The sequence below is a fragment of the Dechloromonas sp. ZY10 genome, from assembly GCF_041378895.1.
GTDB classification, from domain to species: Bacteria; Pseudomonadota; Gammaproteobacteria; order Burkholderiales; family Rhodocyclaceae; genus Azonexus; species Azonexus aquae.
The window spans coordinates 75,142-88,883 of record NZ_CP144212.1; the positions used below are offsets into that span (position 1 = coordinate 75,142).

At 61.2% G+C, this 13,742-nt stretch carries 14 protein-coding genes and 1 tRNA gene; 8 read left to right on the forward strand and 7 right to left on the reverse strand.

Features of this window, described 5'->3' with window-relative positions:
• The 4 genes from napF to VX159_RS00415 all read left to right on the forward strand — a co-directional run bounded on the left by napF (position 1) and on the right by VX159_RS00415 (position 3,810).
• Positions 1–486 carry a ferredoxin-type protein NapF gene (gene napF / locus VX159_RS00400; protein WP_371324024.1) on the forward strand — a complete coding sequence of 162 codons (486 nt, stop codon included), beginning with the start codon at positions 1–3 and terminating at the stop codon, positions 484–486.
• A 53-nt stretch (positions 487–539) separates the two neighbouring features.
• Positions 540–1,472 carry an exopolyphosphatase gene (locus VX159_RS00405; RefSeq protein WP_371324025.1) on the forward strand — a complete coding sequence of 311 codons (933 nt, stop codon included), beginning with the start codon at positions 540–542 and terminating at the stop codon, positions 1,470–1,472.
• Positions 1,473–1,597: 125 nt separating this feature from the next.
• The gene (locus VX159_RS00410; protein WP_371324026.1) at positions 1,598–3,139 is read left to right on the forward strand and encodes a hypothetical protein; all 1,542 of its coding nucleotides are present in this window, start codon (positions 1,598–1,600) and stop codon (positions 3,137–3,139) included.
• A gap of 362 nt (positions 3,140–3,501) precedes the next feature.
• Entirely contained in the window at positions 3,502–3,810 is a 309-nt protein-coding gene (locus tag VX159_RS00415; protein WP_371324027.1) for a helix-turn-helix domain-containing protein, read from the forward strand.
• 68 nt (positions 3,811–3,878) lie between these two features.
• Here VX159_RS00415 and VX159_RS00420 read toward each other — a convergent pair whose 3' ends face one another.
• Positions 3,879–4,715: a radical SAM protein gene (locus tag VX159_RS00420; RefSeq protein WP_371325547.1), complete on the reverse strand. Its 837-nt coding sequence runs from the start codon at positions 4,713–4,715 to the stop codon at positions 3,879–3,881.
• Between the two features lie 45 nt (positions 4,716–4,760).
• Here VX159_RS00420 and queD point away from each other — a divergent pair, with 45 nt between their 5' ends.
• The 3 genes from queD to VX159_RS00435 are packed head-to-tail and all read left to right on the forward strand — an operon-like array spanning position 4,761 to position 7,050.
• Positions 4,761–5,213 carry a 6-carboxytetrahydropterin synthase QueD gene (gene queD / locus VX159_RS00425; protein ID WP_371324028.1) on the forward strand — a complete coding sequence of 151 codons (453 nt, stop codon included), beginning with the start codon at positions 4,761–4,763 and terminating at the stop codon, positions 5,211–5,213.
• A gap of 22 nt (positions 5,214–5,235) precedes the next feature.
• Positions 5,236–6,366 carry a patatin-like phospholipase family protein gene (locus VX159_RS00430; protein ID WP_371324029.1) on the forward strand — a complete coding sequence of 377 codons (1,131 nt, stop codon included), beginning with the start codon at positions 5,236–5,238 and terminating at the stop codon, positions 6,364–6,366.
• Positions 6,367–7,050 (forward strand): alpha/beta hydrolase, encoded by a 684-nt coding sequence (locus tag VX159_RS00435; RefSeq protein WP_371324030.1) that lies wholly within the window; start codon positions 6,367–6,369, stop codon positions 7,048–7,050.
• 20 nt (positions 7,051–7,070) lie between these two features.
• On the opposite strand, the gene VX159_RS00440 is transcribed toward VX159_RS00435, so the two are convergent.
• Positions 7,071–7,160: transfer RNA gene (locus tag VX159_RS00440), tRNA-Ser, on the reverse strand.
• 153 nt (positions 7,161–7,313) lie between these two features.
• Between VX159_RS00440 and VX159_RS00445 the strand changes: the two genes are divergently transcribed.
• Positions 7,314–9,044 (forward strand): DUF4214 domain-containing protein, encoded by a 1,731-nt coding sequence (locus VX159_RS00445; protein ID WP_371324031.1) that lies wholly within the window; start codon positions 7,314–7,316, stop codon positions 9,042–9,044.
• An 11-nt stretch (positions 9,045–9,055) separates the two neighbouring features.
• Here the strand turns inward: VX159_RS00445 and VX159_RS00450 are convergent, their stop codons facing one another.
• The 5 genes from VX159_RS00450 to VX159_RS00470 form a co-directional block, all read right to left on the reverse strand.
• The gene (locus tag VX159_RS00450) at positions 9,056–10,663 is read right to left on the reverse strand and encodes a caspase family protein (protein ID WP_371324032.1); all 1,608 of its coding nucleotides are present in this window, start codon (positions 10,661–10,663) and stop codon (positions 9,056–9,058) included.
• Positions 10,664–10,738: 75 nt separating this feature from the next.
• Complete coding sequence (locus tag VX159_RS00455; protein WP_371324033.1) at positions 10,739–11,653, reverse strand: ATP-binding cassette domain-containing protein; 915 nt, start codon at positions 11,651–11,653, stop codon at positions 10,739–10,741.
• A 14-nt stretch (positions 11,654–11,667) separates the two neighbouring features.
• The gene (locus tag VX159_RS00460; protein ID WP_371324034.1) at positions 11,668–12,306 is read right to left on the reverse strand and encodes an alpha/beta hydrolase; all 639 of its coding nucleotides are present in this window, start codon (positions 12,304–12,306) and stop codon (positions 11,668–11,670) included.
• An 8-nt stretch (positions 12,307–12,314) separates the two neighbouring features.
• Positions 12,315–12,623, reverse strand: a complete 309-nt coding sequence (locus VX159_RS00465; RefSeq protein ID WP_371324035.1) for a ferredoxin — start codon at positions 12,621–12,623, stop codon at positions 12,315–12,317.
• Positions 12,624–12,683: 60 nt separating this feature from the next.
• Positions 12,684–13,736, reverse strand: coding sequence for a VanZ family protein (locus tag VX159_RS00470; protein ID WP_371324036.1), 1,053 nt, complete (start codon positions 13,734–13,736; stop codon positions 12,684–12,686).
• Between the last annotated feature and the right edge of the window lie 6 nt (positions 13,737–13,742).

Consider the following 13,742-nt stretch of genomic DNA (forward strand, 5'->3'; position numbering starts at 1 on the left):
ATGGTTGATCTGGCGCGGCGCGGCTTCTTTCGCGGTCGACCGCGCCCGCAGGCCCAAATTCGTCCGCCCTGGGCTCTCGCCGAGGCAGCTTTTATCGATGCCTGTACGCGTTGCGATGACTGCCGGCAGGCGTGCCCGCAAGGTATCGTCGTTAGCGGCGACGGCGGCTATCCGACGCTGCATTTCACCGCCGAATGCACTTTTTGTAGCGATTGCGCTCGCGCCTGCCGCAGCGGCGCCCTGCACCGTGACGAGGGCTGTCCGCCTTGGGGCCTGCGGGCCCAGATCGGCCAGGCCTGCCTGCCGCAGCAGGGCATTGAATGCCGGATTTGCGGTGAACATTGCGACGCGCGGGCGATTCGTTTTCCCCCTCGCCTCGGCGGTGCCGCGCTGCCGCAACTTGACCCCGCAGTCTGCACCGGTTGCGGAGCTTGTGTCGCACCTTGCCCGGTCAATGCCATTACTTTCGATGCGGCAATGCGCTGACGTCGCTTGCCGGAATATGCTTTAATGCAAAAAACCGCCTGGAGACCCCCAAGATGAGCCAAGAAAAATTCCGTCTGGTCACCCGCAGCGACTTCGACGGCCTGGTCTGCGCCGTGCTGCTGAATGAACTCAACCTGATCGACGACATCAAGTTCGTGCATCCGAAAGACATGCAGGACGGCAAGATTGAGATCACCGACCGCGACATCACCACCAACCTGCCTTACGTTGCCGCCGCGCATCTCGCCTTCGACCACCATTTGTCGGAAACCTTGCGCAATACCGGCGAGCGGAATAACCACATCATTGATCCGGAGGCACCTTCGGCAGCCCGCGTGGTTTATGACTACTACGGCGGCAAGAAGGCTTTCCCTAGCATCGCCGACGACATGATGGAAGCCGTGGACAAGGGCGACGCTGCGCAATTCTCGCGTGACGAAATCCTCAATCCGACCGGCTGGCCGCTGCTCAACTACCTGATGGATGCCCGCACCGGCCTCGGCCGCTTCCGCGAATTCCGGATCAGCAACTACGCGCTGATGATGGATTTGATCAAATACTGTCGCGATCACAACATCGAACAGATCCTCGCCTTGCCGGACGTCAAGGAGCGTGTCGACCTTTACTTCGAACATGAGGCCAAGGCCAAGGAACAGATTCAACGCTGCACCAAGGTGTACAAGAATCTTGCCGTGCTCGACCTGCGCGAAGAGGAAACGATCTGGGCGACCAATCGTTTCATGATCTACGCCATGTTCCCGGAAACCAACATCTCGATTCACGTGATGTGGGGCCTGCAACAGCAGAACACCGTATTTGCCACCGGCAAATCGATTCTCGATCGCAGCAGCCGGACCAATGTTGGCGAACTGATGCTGCAATACGGCGGCGGTGGCCATCATGCGGCCGGGACCTGCCAGGTCGCCAACGATCAGGCGGAGGCTACTCTGCAAGCCCTGATCGCCAAGATCAACGCCGACGGCTGAAGCCGTCGTAGCAATGCCCAGGCGGAGTTCCGGAGTAATCCGGCTCCGCTTTTTTATCGTCTGGCCGCTTTCGGTCAGAGAGCCAGCGGATAATATTCAGCTGTTTTTCGCTTGCTGGAGCCAGCATGTCTGTTGTTCTGGTCAATCCTTTCACGCCCGCCGGACTGCCTCCCGCAGTTGCCCCCTTCGCTCAGCCTGAGCTTGCAGTGGCGCATTGGCGGGAGCGCGGCAATGATCCTGCGCAACTCCAGCTGCTGGTTGCCCAATGCGATGCACTGCTGGCCGCGCGCCCATCTCCACGTCAGTTGCAGGCATGGATTGATACCTTGTGGCCGATTGCCTTGGGCACCGCTGAGGCAGCAGCGGCCCGCTATGTGCGCAAGCCCTTGCCGCTGGCCGACCAGGAGTTGCAGCTATTCCGCCTCAGCCGACGGCTGTGGTTGGGATTGGCCTTGTTGTGCCGCCAGCTGGCCGAGAGTTCGCCCGAGCAGGCGCCGCTTGCGCTGCAGCGGGCCGGTAACGCGCTACGCCTGGCCGTGTATGCGCATGTCCAGGCTGGGCATGCCGTTCCGTCCGCTCTCGATGAGCACTTGTTCGCTCTCCTGGCGGTGGCGCATGCGGGCGGGGGTTTGGCGCTGGCCATGACGGATCCATTGTTGCCGACACTTGGTGCCGCCAGCGTCGGTGGCTATCTGGCCTGGGCTTTCCTGTGGCGCCTGGTCGAGCCCCAGCGTTTCAGCGTTCTGCAACTGAATGTGCTTGAACGGGTTTTTGCGCGCTGGCGTGAGTTGGCGAAATGGCAGGATGGCCGCGGCAACGATCCCAAGGCGCGGGCACTTGACCTCAGCCGCTTTTCCGGGCGTCCTGAGGGGGTGGGAGGCGTTCCGCACTGGCTGGATGTGCGCAGCATTGCCCGGAAGCTGCGGCAGCGCAGTGACGGTTTGCGGGCCGGGGAAACGCCGGAGACCCTTAAGCTGGGCCGCGAATTGTCAGCGGCGGCCTGCTTGCGGTTGCTGCGCGAGGTCGAACTGGCATTGGCCGGTATTCGTCCGGCAGGTAGTGGCCTGGAGGGGGAGGTCGCGCTGGTTTTCGGTGCAGAGCATATCTATGCCCTGCTTTCCGACCAGTATCTCAATCCGCAAAAAGTCAGTCTTGAAGCTTCCCGTCTGGCGCACCAGCGGTTAGGCGTGTTCGGTTTTGACCGGGTATCGCAACTGTCGCATGCCGTCAGCCGCCTTGAGGTGCCCGGCGAATTGTGGCAAGCCCGTGATCCCTATCTGGTCCGCTTGCCCGGTCAGACCCCGGTGCGCCATATGGCGGCTACCCTGGTCGCTTGCCGGGTTGCCGGGCAGCTCCGACTGGGATGTCTGCAGGGAATCGAAATGTGCGATGACGGCAGCTTGCAGGCCAGCTTGCACTGGTTCTCCGGTCAGCCACGGGCCGGGGTCTTGGCGCGTCAGCCTCAGGATGCGCGGGCACCGCGTCTGGCAGCTTTCCTGCTGGACGATGTGGAGTCTCGCCAACTCATCCTGCCGGCTGCTTACAGTCTTCGTCCCGGTCAGCCGGTGGTGTTCGAAGGAGTGCCGCCACAGTCGTTCCTGCCCAGTGAAACGCTGGAGCGCGGCCACGATTTTGTTCGCTACGGCCTGCGTCCGGACGCAGGCTAGATCGCAGTCCTTTCGGCGGTGATGCCGGGCTGCATCGCATTCGGTGCAACTGTTCGCTGATTCGGGATGACCCGGGCTTGGCGACCGGCCGAACAGATCGTGCGCCATCCGAATATTTGCCGGTCGATTCCAGTCGGTTAAACAGAACTGTGCGGGAATCAATGAAAGTGAGTAAACGCTAGCTCATTTTCATGACCGCGCTGTCATGTCATTCAGCTCATCAATTTGAACTAGATAACTTTTTATGGTTAACCCGCCTTGTTTTTTGTCATATCACGATATACACTTGGTCATATGACTTAAGTCATATGCCTCTAGGCAAGCAGGATACCCCAATTGATCCATCATCGTGGAGAAGAGAAATGACCACCGTTAAGACCATTGAAAAGATTGACGCTCGCGAAATCCGTCGCAAGCTTGGCCTGAACCAGCAACAGTTCTGGTCCCAGCTGGGCGTGACCCAGAGCGGCGGCTCCCGTTATGAAAGCGGTCGCAACATGCCCAAGCCTGTGCGCGAGTTGCTGCGCCTGGTGCACGTCGAACAGATCGACATCAAGAACGTCAAGCGCGAAGACCTCGAAGTGGTTGAATACCTCAAGTCGCAAGATCCGGAGATGTTCAAGACGCTGAAGAAGGCTGCCCGCGCACACGCCAAGAAGGCTGCTGCCTGATCGTTGGGTAGCGGATCGCCGCAGCCGGGGATTTTTGCCCGTAGCGGCAGTCGACCGTGAAAACGGGCCTAGGGGGAAACCACGACCCTGAGGCCCGTTTCTTTTTTGATGCGGCGCGCAAATGCGTCGAGTTGTTCCCCTGCAAGCGCTGATAGCCGGCTTGCTGCTGCTTGCAGGGATGGGCGCGCCAGGCCATAGAGATGGACGCCGGCAAGACTTCCTGCGAGTGGGCGCAACAGGGTGCAATAGGCCTCCTCGGCTGTTGCGTCGGGAGGGTTGCCGTCGAGTGCAAACCAGCAGGTTTGCACCCAGGTTGGCGCCAATCGGGCACAGGTGGCAAGGTGGCTGGCCATTTTGTCCGGATCCAACGGGCTGCCATTGATCAGGCTGGCGGAAGCTGCTTCCGCTCGGTCCAGCTTGAACCAGACTTCTCCTCCCCATTCGCCGAGTTGGCGAATTCCCTGTTGGACTGCGGGGCGATGCAGCAGGCTGCCGTTGCTGATCAGGCGCAGTAGCAGGCGGTTACGTAGTGAATGCCGCTCCAGTATGTCGATCACCGTTGCGACTGCCTGCGCAAATTCCGGTGCGCTGGTCGGTTCGCCGTTGCCGGAAAAGGCGACATCGACCAGGCGACGGGCCGACTCGGGGACCTCTCTGGACATGAAATTGCCGTGCAAAGCATCGTTCAGGAATGTGTCCAGTTCGTGGCGCAGTAAATCCAGATCAAGCGGCGGCGGGCCGCCACGGCTGAGATTCTCGACCTGGCAGTAGAGGCAGGCCCAATTGCAGGCATTGTTCGGGTTGAGGTTGATGCCGACCGAGACGCCGCCCGCGCGGCGGGAGATCACCGGGTAAACATAGCGGAGGCCGGCGCTGTCGCGGCGGTGGTTGTCGGTGCTGAGCATGGCGCCATTGTATAATTCAAGGCCAGCCACCGCCCCGGAATTTCCATGCTGATCACGCGCCGCCTCGAATTCGATGCCGGTCACCGCATCCCTGACCATAAAAGCCAGTGCCGCCATCTGCACGGCCACCGCTATGTCATCGAAATCACCTTGTCCGGTCAGGTCATCGACAAGGCTGGTGATGCCGCCAACGGCATGGTGATGGATTTTTCCCAGGTCAAGGCATTGGCGAAGGAACATCTGGTCGATGAATGGGACCATGCTTTCCTGGCCTATGCCGGCGATACGGCGATTGTCGATTTTCTCAACTCGCTGCCAGATCATAAGACGGTGATTCTGGATCGGGTGCCGACGGCAGAAAATCTGGTGCGGATTGCGTTCGAGAAACTCGATGCAGTCTATCGCGATACCTATGGCAATCACCTGCAATTGCGGCAGGTCAGGTTGTACGAGACTCCCAACTGCTGGGCCGACGCTTTTCGCGACGGCCTGAACTGAAGCACAGGCCTGACACAGCGCCATGGGCCGACGCACGGCGCTGATCCTGACTGGCGGAGGGGCGCGGGCCGCCTATCAGGCGGGTGTGCTGGCGGCGATTGCCAAATTGGCGGGCAAGCGAGCTCGTAATCCGTTTCCGATCATTTGTGGGACTTCTGCCGGAGCGATCAACGCGGCGGGGCTGGCCTGTGCGGCAGAAAATTTCATTGGCGCGGTGGCTATGCTCAACCGGGTCTGGGGCAATATGCGGGCCGGCGATATTTATCGTGCCGATGCACCGGGGATCGCACTGGCCGGCTACCGCTGGCTGTCGGCGCTGGCTGTCGGCTGGTTGACGCATCGGGCTCCGCAATCGCTGCTCGACAATACTCCCTTGCGCTACCTGCTCGCGCGGCACATGGATTTTTCCGGTATCGAGCGGGCAATCGCCGGTGGCCATCTGCACGCTCTGAGCATTACCGCCTCGGGCTACGATAGTGGCGAGAGCATCAGTTTCTTTCAAGCCCGTCCGGAGGTACCTGACTGGCATCGGGCTCAGCGCATCGGTACGCGAACCGAAATCGGGCTGCACCATTTACTGGCTTCCAGTGCCATCCCTTTCTTCTTTCCGGCGGTCCGCATCCATCGTGAGTATTTTGGTGACGGTTCGATGCGGCAACTTGCACCGATCTCGCCGGCCATTCATTTGGGGGCCGAAAAGGTCTTGGTAATTGGTGCCGGCCGGCGCCGCGAAGCGCTACCTCGGGAAAAAAGCGAAGGCTATCCGTCGCTTGCTCAGATTGCCGGACATGCTTTGTCGAGCATCTTTCTCGATAGCCTGGCAGTCGATATCGAGCGCATGGAGCGGATCAACCGGACGGTCGAAGCAATTCCGACGGAGGTCAGGGAGCGAGCCGGTATCAAGCTCAAGCAACTCGACACCTTGGTGATTTCGCCCTCACAACGACTGGATTTGATGGCCGCTGAACACGCGGCGGCCTTGCCTTGGCCGGTGCGAGCCTTGCTTACCGGAGTGGGGGCAATGAACCGGCGGGGCGGGGCGCTGACCAGTTACCTGTTGTTTGAAAAAGCTTATACCCGGTGCCTGATCGAGCTGGGTTATGCCGATACATTGGCCCAGGCAGGTGCCGTGGGCGATTTTCTGGATTTATGAATGTCCGATTTTTTCAGTGAGCCGGCGATCGAATTGGTGACGGGGCAAACCCCGCGCTTTACCTTGATCTGGCTGCATGGCCTGGGGGCTGATGGTAGTGATTTTGTTCCGGTCGTGTCCGAACTGGGGGTGTCGGCAGAGTGGCCGGGGCGCTTTGTTTTTCCTCATGCCCCATGGCGCCGGGTAACCTGCAATGGTGGCTATGAAATGCGGGCCTGGTACGACATCTTGAGTCTGCGGCCAGCGGCGCGCGAGATCAACGAAGAGCATCTGCAGGCCGCGTGCGGTGCCGTGCAGGGTTTGATTGAAAGGGAGTTGGTGCGAGGCATCCCGCCGGAACGGGTTTTTCTCGCCGGTTTTTCGCAAGGAGGCGCGGTGGCTTACGCCACCGGGTTGCCCGCTCCATGGCGCCTGGGGGGCGTGATTGCGTTGTCTACTTATGTTGCCAATGAATCAGCCCTGAAGGGGCGTTGCCGTAACGACATTGCCTTGTTTGCCGCACATGGTGCCGATGACGATGTGGTAGCTCCGGTACTGGGGCGGCGAGCTTTTGCGATGGCCGTCGAGGAGGGGGTCGGCGATGCCGAATGGCATGATTACCCACTGGCGCATCAGGTATCTTTGGAGGAGGTACGCGCGATTGGCGACTGGCTGGAGCGCCAACTATCGGCAGTGCAAGCATGATGCCGGTAGTGGATATGTAGTGGCGGGGGCTGTGAGATTCGAACTCACGGACGCCTTCCGACGTCGGCAGTTTTCAAGACTGCTGGTTTAAACCGCTCACCCAAACCCCCGCGGCTGCGCCATTGCGCAGGGCGCGAATGATAGCACAAGCTGACGCCTGCGCTATCATTGACGTTTATTGGCGGGCTGGATATAAAGCCCCCATTGTTGTTCGACCCTAGGCCGGGGTCGTTTGCCATCCAGAGTTAGGAAAGCAGGAAGCCGTGGCGTATACCAATCAGGATTTTGTACTCGGGCTGTATCGCGATTTGCTGTACCGGACGCCGTCGGCCGAAGAGCTCAATTATTACTCCGCGCGCCTCGATAACACCTACTTTACCCGCCCTCAGGTTGCCAACATGTTTTTCAGCGCACCTGAATATAAAGGCCAGATCGAGAGCGTTGCCCGTTTGTACTGGGCGAGCTATGACCGGGCTCCGGATTACGAAGGGCTGCTGTTCTGGAACAGCATCTTGCGCAATGGTGCCGGGCTTTCCGATATTGCCACTATTTTTTCCTATTCCCCGGAATTTGCTGCGCGTTATGGCGCAAACACCAGCAATGAGGATTTTGTCGGAGTGCTTTATCAAAATGCGCTCGGACGTTCTCCTGACGAAGCTGGCGCCAAATATTGGAGCAATGTGCTTGGGGCGGGTGCCAGTCGGGGGCAGGTGCTGAACGCCTTTGCCCAATCGCAGGAGTTGAGCGGCAAGCTGGCATTGAAAACCAAAGCGGTTGCAGCCTATGCCACCCTGAGCCAGCGTAGTCCGACCAGTACCGAGTTGGCCAGTTTGCCGAGCGGAATTGAGGATTTGTTGTTGAAAGCGGCAGCGACTGCTGGTTCGCTCCTGTCCTGGGGGGGCGACGGATTCCAGGAAAGTGCCACGAATGACGGTAGCCTGGCCGCCAGTTTGAGCATCAAGCTCTCCGGCGACACCTTCAAGGGCTTGGCCGGGGCCAAACTCGGGACGGTGGCAAATACGCCGAAGGGGCTGACGGCAGCCCTGGTCAAGGTCAGCGACACCGAGGCCAAATTGAGTTTTACTGGCAAAGCCACTACCCACGATGCTGCCAGTAGCATCGCCAACCTCTCGGTGACGTTTACGAGTGCTGACTTTACCAGCGGCAAGGTGCCGGTTGGCGCCAGCCGGAGCGACCTGAAAGTCGACTTCACCGACATGCTGTTGTACATCAATGGCAGCACCCTGTCTTCGATCATCAAACCGAACTTGACCCTGACAGTCGATCTGTCTGCCGATACGCTGAAGCTCGGCAGTACCAATGTGATCCCCTTGGGCGGGACGATGTCCTCGGTCGTCAATGTCGATTTCAGTGCGATACCGGTCCCCGCCGCGACCACTTCCACGACTTCTTCCAGTACCGCCACCGCGCAATTGATTGTTTTCAAGGGGGGGAGTGAAGCCAATTCGTATCTTGCCTCGCCGCTTGGCGACAACATCACTGGTGGTGGTGGCAACGATATTCTGACCTTGGGTGCCGGGATTGATACCGTGGTTCTACCTTCGGCACCGGGTAGCGGGGTAGTTGAAATTCGCGATTTCAAGCCCGGTAAAGGTGGGGATATTCTCAAGCTGAGCGGCTTTCTGGTCAGCACCAAGACCGCCAATCTCGGGGTCATCGACACCAATCAGGCTGTGCCGGCAACCCCCAAGGCTTGGGCGAATGGTGACGTGCTCTTGACCATCGGTTCCAGCGCTTTGACTGCAACCGATATCGCGGCTTTGTTTGGGACTCAATTGGCACTGCCAACCACTGCCCGCAAGGCAGTGGTTCTGAGTGCCGATGTGACCGGGAATACCCAGATCTGGTACCTGACCAATCCCTCCGGTGCCGATGTGGCCACGATCAGTGCTGCCGAAGTAGTGCTGGTGGGCAATCTGGTCGGGGTTAACAACCTTGAACTGGCCGGGCTTGCTGCCAACAACTTCCTGTAAGGGAGCGGTACTTAGCGCGAGGTTTCGGGGCTGATTTGGTAGCTGAGCAGCCGGTAGCTTTCCCGGTCTCCACCCGAGTTGAAAACCTTGGGGATTTCCTTGTCGATCCTGACGACGCGGCCAACTTCGGGGGCGTACCAGGCGGTGAGCAGCAAGCGCATGCTGTACGTCGCTCCGGCGCTGACGGCTGAGCTGCCGACGCCCTTGTAACTGCAATCGACGCGGACCGGGGTGGCCAGGAACGATCCGGCGGGGACCTTGATCGTTTCCCGCTCGCCAATTTTCGCGCTGCCGGTGCATTGGGTACCGGCAAAGCTGAAATCGCCGCTATGCAGTTGCCCTGTACGTAGTTCGTTGCTGTTTCCGAGGAACGGGTTCAATTCACTGATCAGGACTTCGGGAGTCGAAGGACTGCGGAAAACGTGAATGCTGTTTGCCGTCTGCCCGGATACGCGGCGTTGGGCAATTTTCTGTCCATTGCTGCTCAGCGTTTCGTCGATTTCGTCGGCGAGCACCGCACTGACAGTCGTTTCGTATTTGCCGATTGCCGCATTTCGGTACAAGTCGAATATTTCGTATTCCCAGCGTGCGCCGACGGCGGGCCGGGCTGGCTGGGTTGGGTGCTGGGCCGGGGCAGCCTGTTGCAGTGGCGGCAGAGGTTGAGGAGTTGCCGCCACACCTCGATACTGGCGCAGTCTGGCTTGTGCCAGTTTGGCAAAACGTCCCTCCGGAAATTGTTCGAGATAAAGTTCGTAATCGGTTGCCTGCGGGCTATTCTTGATGCTGTCCCAGAAGCTCAGATCGATGGCAGTCGGATCGACCGGTTGGGCATAGCCGGAAGGGCGGCTTGCGCTGGCGGGGGCTGGACGGCTGGGGCGGAGAAAAAAGTCGCCGTCGAGCGAGCCGTAACGCCAGGGTTCCTGTTGTCCCTGTGTTGATTTCTTGACCCGTTGCTGGATGCGGCGCAGCAGTTGTTCGATCTCGATCCCGTCGGCTTCGCGGATTTCATGCAACAAGGCTTCGGTATAAGGGCTATGGCGGCCTTCGCCGTCAAGCGCAACGTTGCCATGCTTGGTGGCAAAGGAAATCAGCGTGCCGCTGGCTTCCACCGGCGCTGCCAGGCCCCGCGAAGCGCCGCGACTGAAGCTGCGGGCCAGCGGGTTGTCGCGGCAGGCATCGAAGAACACCAGTTTGACGCGCGCATTGCCCATGTCGTCGATGATGTCGTCGAGTTTGACCAGATCGCGTTTCAGATCACGCTCGTTTTGCGGACTGGCGTCGACCGGGACCAGATAATTGAAGCCATTGACCTGGACGCCGTGCCCGGCATAGAACAGCGCGACTACCGCCGCCTGGTCGGACTGGCTGCTGAGCTGGCGCAGCAGGCGGTCGATCTCGGCTTTGCTGGCATCGGTGTGGAGATGGACGGTGAATCCCTGGCGGCGCATGGCTTCGGCAATCGCCACCGCATCGTTTTTCGGATTGGCCAGAGCCCCCGAGCGGTAGGCGCTATTCCCGATGACCAGTGCGATGCGCGCACCCTCGGCGGCATGTAGCGAGGGGCCGGCAAGAGTGAGCAGGAACAGGAGGAAGCCGAGTAAGCGCCGGAGTGGGGGCATGCCGATAGTCGTCTGTCGTCAAACCGTCAATGATAAACAATGCCGGGCCGGATGCCGACTGCTTTGGCCCCGATTTCAGTCGCGCAGCTCGCGCCCGGTCAGCTTGATGAACACGTCTTCCAGGTTGGAGGCGCGGTGCACGTAGCGCAGGCCGTCGGCATCGGCGAGGCGGGCCAGCAGCGGGCGCGGGTCGTGGCAGTAAAAGAAGGCGGTTTCGCCGGAGACTTCGACGCGCTCGGCCAGCTGCCGCTGGTTTTCGACGAATTCCGGCAGTCGACCGTGGAATTCGTCGAAAACCTCGATCACCTGCGGCTCGATGTGCCGGGCGATCAACTCGCGCGGGCTGCCTTCGGCAATCTTGCGGCCGTGGTCGATCACGATCAGCGTGTCGGCCAGGCGCTCGGCTTCGTCCATGAAATGCGTGGTCAGGATTAGCGTCTTGCCGGCGGCCTTCAGCTGTTTCAGGCGCTCCCAGATCAGGTGCCGGGCTTGCGGGTCGAGGCCGGTGGTCGGCTCGTCGAGGAAGACGATGTCGGGGTCGTTGATCAGCGCGCGGGCCAGCGTCAAGCGCCGCTTCATGCCGCCGGAGAGGCTGGCGATGCGTGCATCGGCCTTGTTGCCGAGGCTGGCGAAATCGAGCAGGGCCGGGATGCGGGCGCGGATTTCGTGGTCGGCGAGGCCGAAATAGCGGCCGAAGACGAGCAGGTTCTCGGCGCAGGTGAAATCGGGGTCGAGATTGTCGAACTGCGGGACCACTCCGACCCGGGCACGGGCTGCCTGCGCCGCCGCCGGAATCGGCTGGCCGGCGAGTTCGATGCGGCCGCTGTCGGGGGCGGTCAGGCCGAGACAGAGGCGCAGCGTGGTGGTCTTGCCGGCGCCGTTCGGGCCGAGCAGGCCGAAGCAGCTGCCGGCAGCGACGGCGAACGACAGGCCAGCGACCACTGGCTCGCCGCCGTAGCTTTTCTTCAGTTCGCTGACCTGCAGCGCCATGCCGGCTGCCGCGCTCAATGGCGCCAGGCGCGGCTGATGATGTCGCGGATCTGGTGCAGGCGGCGATGGAAGAAATGGTCGGCGCCGGGGACAACCACCACCGGCAGATCGAGCGGCTGCGCCCAGGCAAAGACGTTGCTCAGTGGCACCAGGGTGTCGTCGGAGCCGTGGATCACGATGGTGTCGTGCGGCACGGCCTCGGTGTCGTAGTGGCGGGTGCTCTCGACGTAGCCGGCGGCAGTGCCGACCAGCACCAGCCGTTGCGCCGGGTGGCCGGCTTCCTGCAGGCGCTTGGCGACGCGGGTCTGGCAATAGGCGCCGAACGAGAAACCGGCGAGCACCACCGGGATGTCGCCACAGCGGCGCTTGGCTTCTTCGAGGACGATCAGCAGGTCATCGGTTTCGCCACGGCCTTCGTCATGCACGCCTTCGGTCTCGCCGACGCCACGGAAGTTGGGGCGGAAGGCGGCGTAACCGAGGCCGACGAAGGTGCGCGCCAGGGTATAGGCAACCTTGTTGGTGTTGGCGCCACCACCCAGCGGGTGCGGGTGCGCGATCAGCGCGATGCCGCGCGGCGCGTCGGGGCGCTCCATGATCACGTCGATCTGGCCGGCGGGGCCGGCGATCAGGAATTTTTCTTCCGGGGCTTTCATCGTGGGGCTCAGATCTTCAGGCGTTCGACGACGCGGTTGTTGAGCAGGTCTTCCTGGATGATTTCGTCGAGGTCTTCGTTATCGACGAAGGAATACCAGGTCTCTTCCGGGTACACCACCAGCACCGGGCCGTTGTCGCAGCGGCCGAGGCAGCCCGCCTTGTTGATGCGTACGGCGCCGGGGCCGTTCTGCTTGAGCGCCCCGATGCGGTCTTTGGCGTAGGCAAAAGCGGCCGAACCACCGGTGTTATGGCAGCACTGCTCGCCGGCTTCGCGTTGGTTGGTGCAGATGAAAACGTGTTTGCGGAAGTAGCTCATGGGGTTTCCTGGCAGACGTTGAACGGCGGGATTATACGCCGCGCCGCCGGGCGTCATTGCTTACGGTCGACGACCGGTCAGCAGCAAAAAGGGGAGCGTCAGGAAAGGCCAGAGGCTGGCAACGATACGGGTCAGACCATTGAAGTTGAGAAAATGGCCCTGTTGCCAGACGGCCAATGCGGCCTGCGAATAGGGATTGGGTGGGGCCAGATTGACCAGCACGCAACCGGCCATCAGTGCTAGCCCCGCGAGCATCAGGCGGGCAGCGGCCGGCAGTGCCAGGGCAATGGCCAGGACCAGACCGGCAACCGGAAGGCCAAGGCGGACGCCCGGCGTCAGCCAGCTCAAGGCTTCGGCTGGGCTGATCAGGATGGCTGCCGCGAGGCTGCGGATCAGCAGGCCGAGCAACAGAAACAGTGGTACGACCAAATAGGCGGCAGCCAGCCGGGCACACAACTGGCGCACCAGCAGGCCAACCGCGACGGCGTTGAAGGCAACGATGCTGGCTTCGATCAGGACGAAGCTTTCGGCAGCAAAGGGCATGGCGGTGCTCAGTCCCAGCATCTGGCGCAAGTCGCCGGCGCCAAAGAGCAAAATCTCCGGCGAGAGCGGCAGCAGCAGCCACAGGCCGAGCAGGGTCAGACCGAGTTCGGCGTGGGCAACCGGGGCCAGCAGCTTTTGCTCGAAGGCGAGCAGGCGGGCCAGTACGCGCGGTCCGAGATAGACTGCGAGCAAGGCGCCGAGCAGGCCGCCCAGGCTGTTGCAGGCGAGGTCGAGGCTGGACGGGACGCGCGAAGGCAACCAGGTTTGGACAGCTTCGAGACTACCGCTGAGCAGTATCCCGAACAATGTCGCCAGTAATGGTGCGGTGTAGCGCCAGCGTAGCGTGGATAGTCCGAGGGTCAGGAAGAAGCCGAGGGGCAGGTAAACCGCGACGTTGGCCGCCAGGTCGAAAGCGGTCCAGTAGCGCGGCCAGCCGCCTTCGAGGAAGGCCAGCGGCGAAATCCCGGTGCTGCGCCAGCCGGCGAACGGGTGGAGGCTGGCATAAACGATCAGTGCGCACCAGACTAGCGCCGAGTAGCGGGCGAGGCGCAGCGGGCCGCGGGAATTCATCTGGCC

What these genes read in the sequence shown, in the direction of transcription:
- VX159_RS00430 (WP_371324029.1), top strand. Translation starts at nt 5,236, where the DNA reads ATGGGCCGACGCACGGCGCTGATCCTGACTGGCGGAGGGGCGCGGGCC.
- napF (WP_371324024.1), top strand. Translation starts at nt 1, where the DNA reads ATGGTTGATCTGGCGCGGCGCGGCTTCTTTCGCGGTCGACCGCGCCCG.
- queD (WP_371324028.1), top strand. Translation starts at nt 4,761, where the DNA reads ATGCTGATCACGCGCCGCCTCGAATTCGATGCCGGTCACCGCATCCCT.
- VX159_RS00420 (WP_371325547.1), bottom strand. Translation starts at nt 4,715, where the DNA reads ATGCTCAGCACCGACAACCACCGCCGCGACAGCGCCGGCCTCCGCTAT.
- VX159_RS00410 (WP_371324026.1), top strand. Translation starts at nt 1,598, where the DNA reads ATGTCTGTTGTTCTGGTCAATCCTTTCACGCCCGCCGGACTGCCTCCC.
- VX159_RS00405 (WP_371324025.1), top strand. Translation starts at nt 540, where the DNA reads ATGAGCCAAGAAAAATTCCGTCTGGTCACCCGCAGCGACTTCGACGGC.
- VX159_RS00465 (WP_371324035.1), bottom strand. Translation starts at nt 12,623, where the DNA reads ATGAGCTACTTCCGCAAACACGTTTTCATCTGCACCAACCAACGCGAA.
- VX159_RS00415 (WP_371324027.1), top strand. Translation starts at nt 3,502, where the DNA reads ATGACCACCGTTAAGACCATTGAAAAGATTGACGCTCGCGAAATCCGT.
- VX159_RS00435 (WP_371324030.1), top strand. Translation starts at nt 6,367, where the DNA reads ATGTCCGATTTTTTCAGTGAGCCGGCGATCGAATTGGTGACGGGGCAA.
- VX159_RS00460 (WP_371324034.1), bottom strand. Translation starts at nt 12,306, where the DNA reads ATGAAAGCCCCGGAAGAAAAATTCCTGATCGCCGGCCCCGCCGGCCAG.
- VX159_RS00470 (WP_371324036.1), bottom strand. Translation starts at nt 13,736, where the DNA reads ATGAATTCCCGCGGCCCGCTGCGCCTCGCCCGCTACTCGGCGCTAGTC.
- VX159_RS00450 (WP_371324032.1), bottom strand. Translation starts at nt 10,663, where the DNA reads ATGCCCCCACTCCGGCGCTTACTCGGCTTCCTCCTGTTCCTGCTCACT.
- VX159_RS00455 (WP_371324033.1), bottom strand. Translation starts at nt 11,653, where the DNA reads ATGGCGCTGCAGGTCAGCGAACTGAAGAAAAGCTACGGCGGCGAGCCA.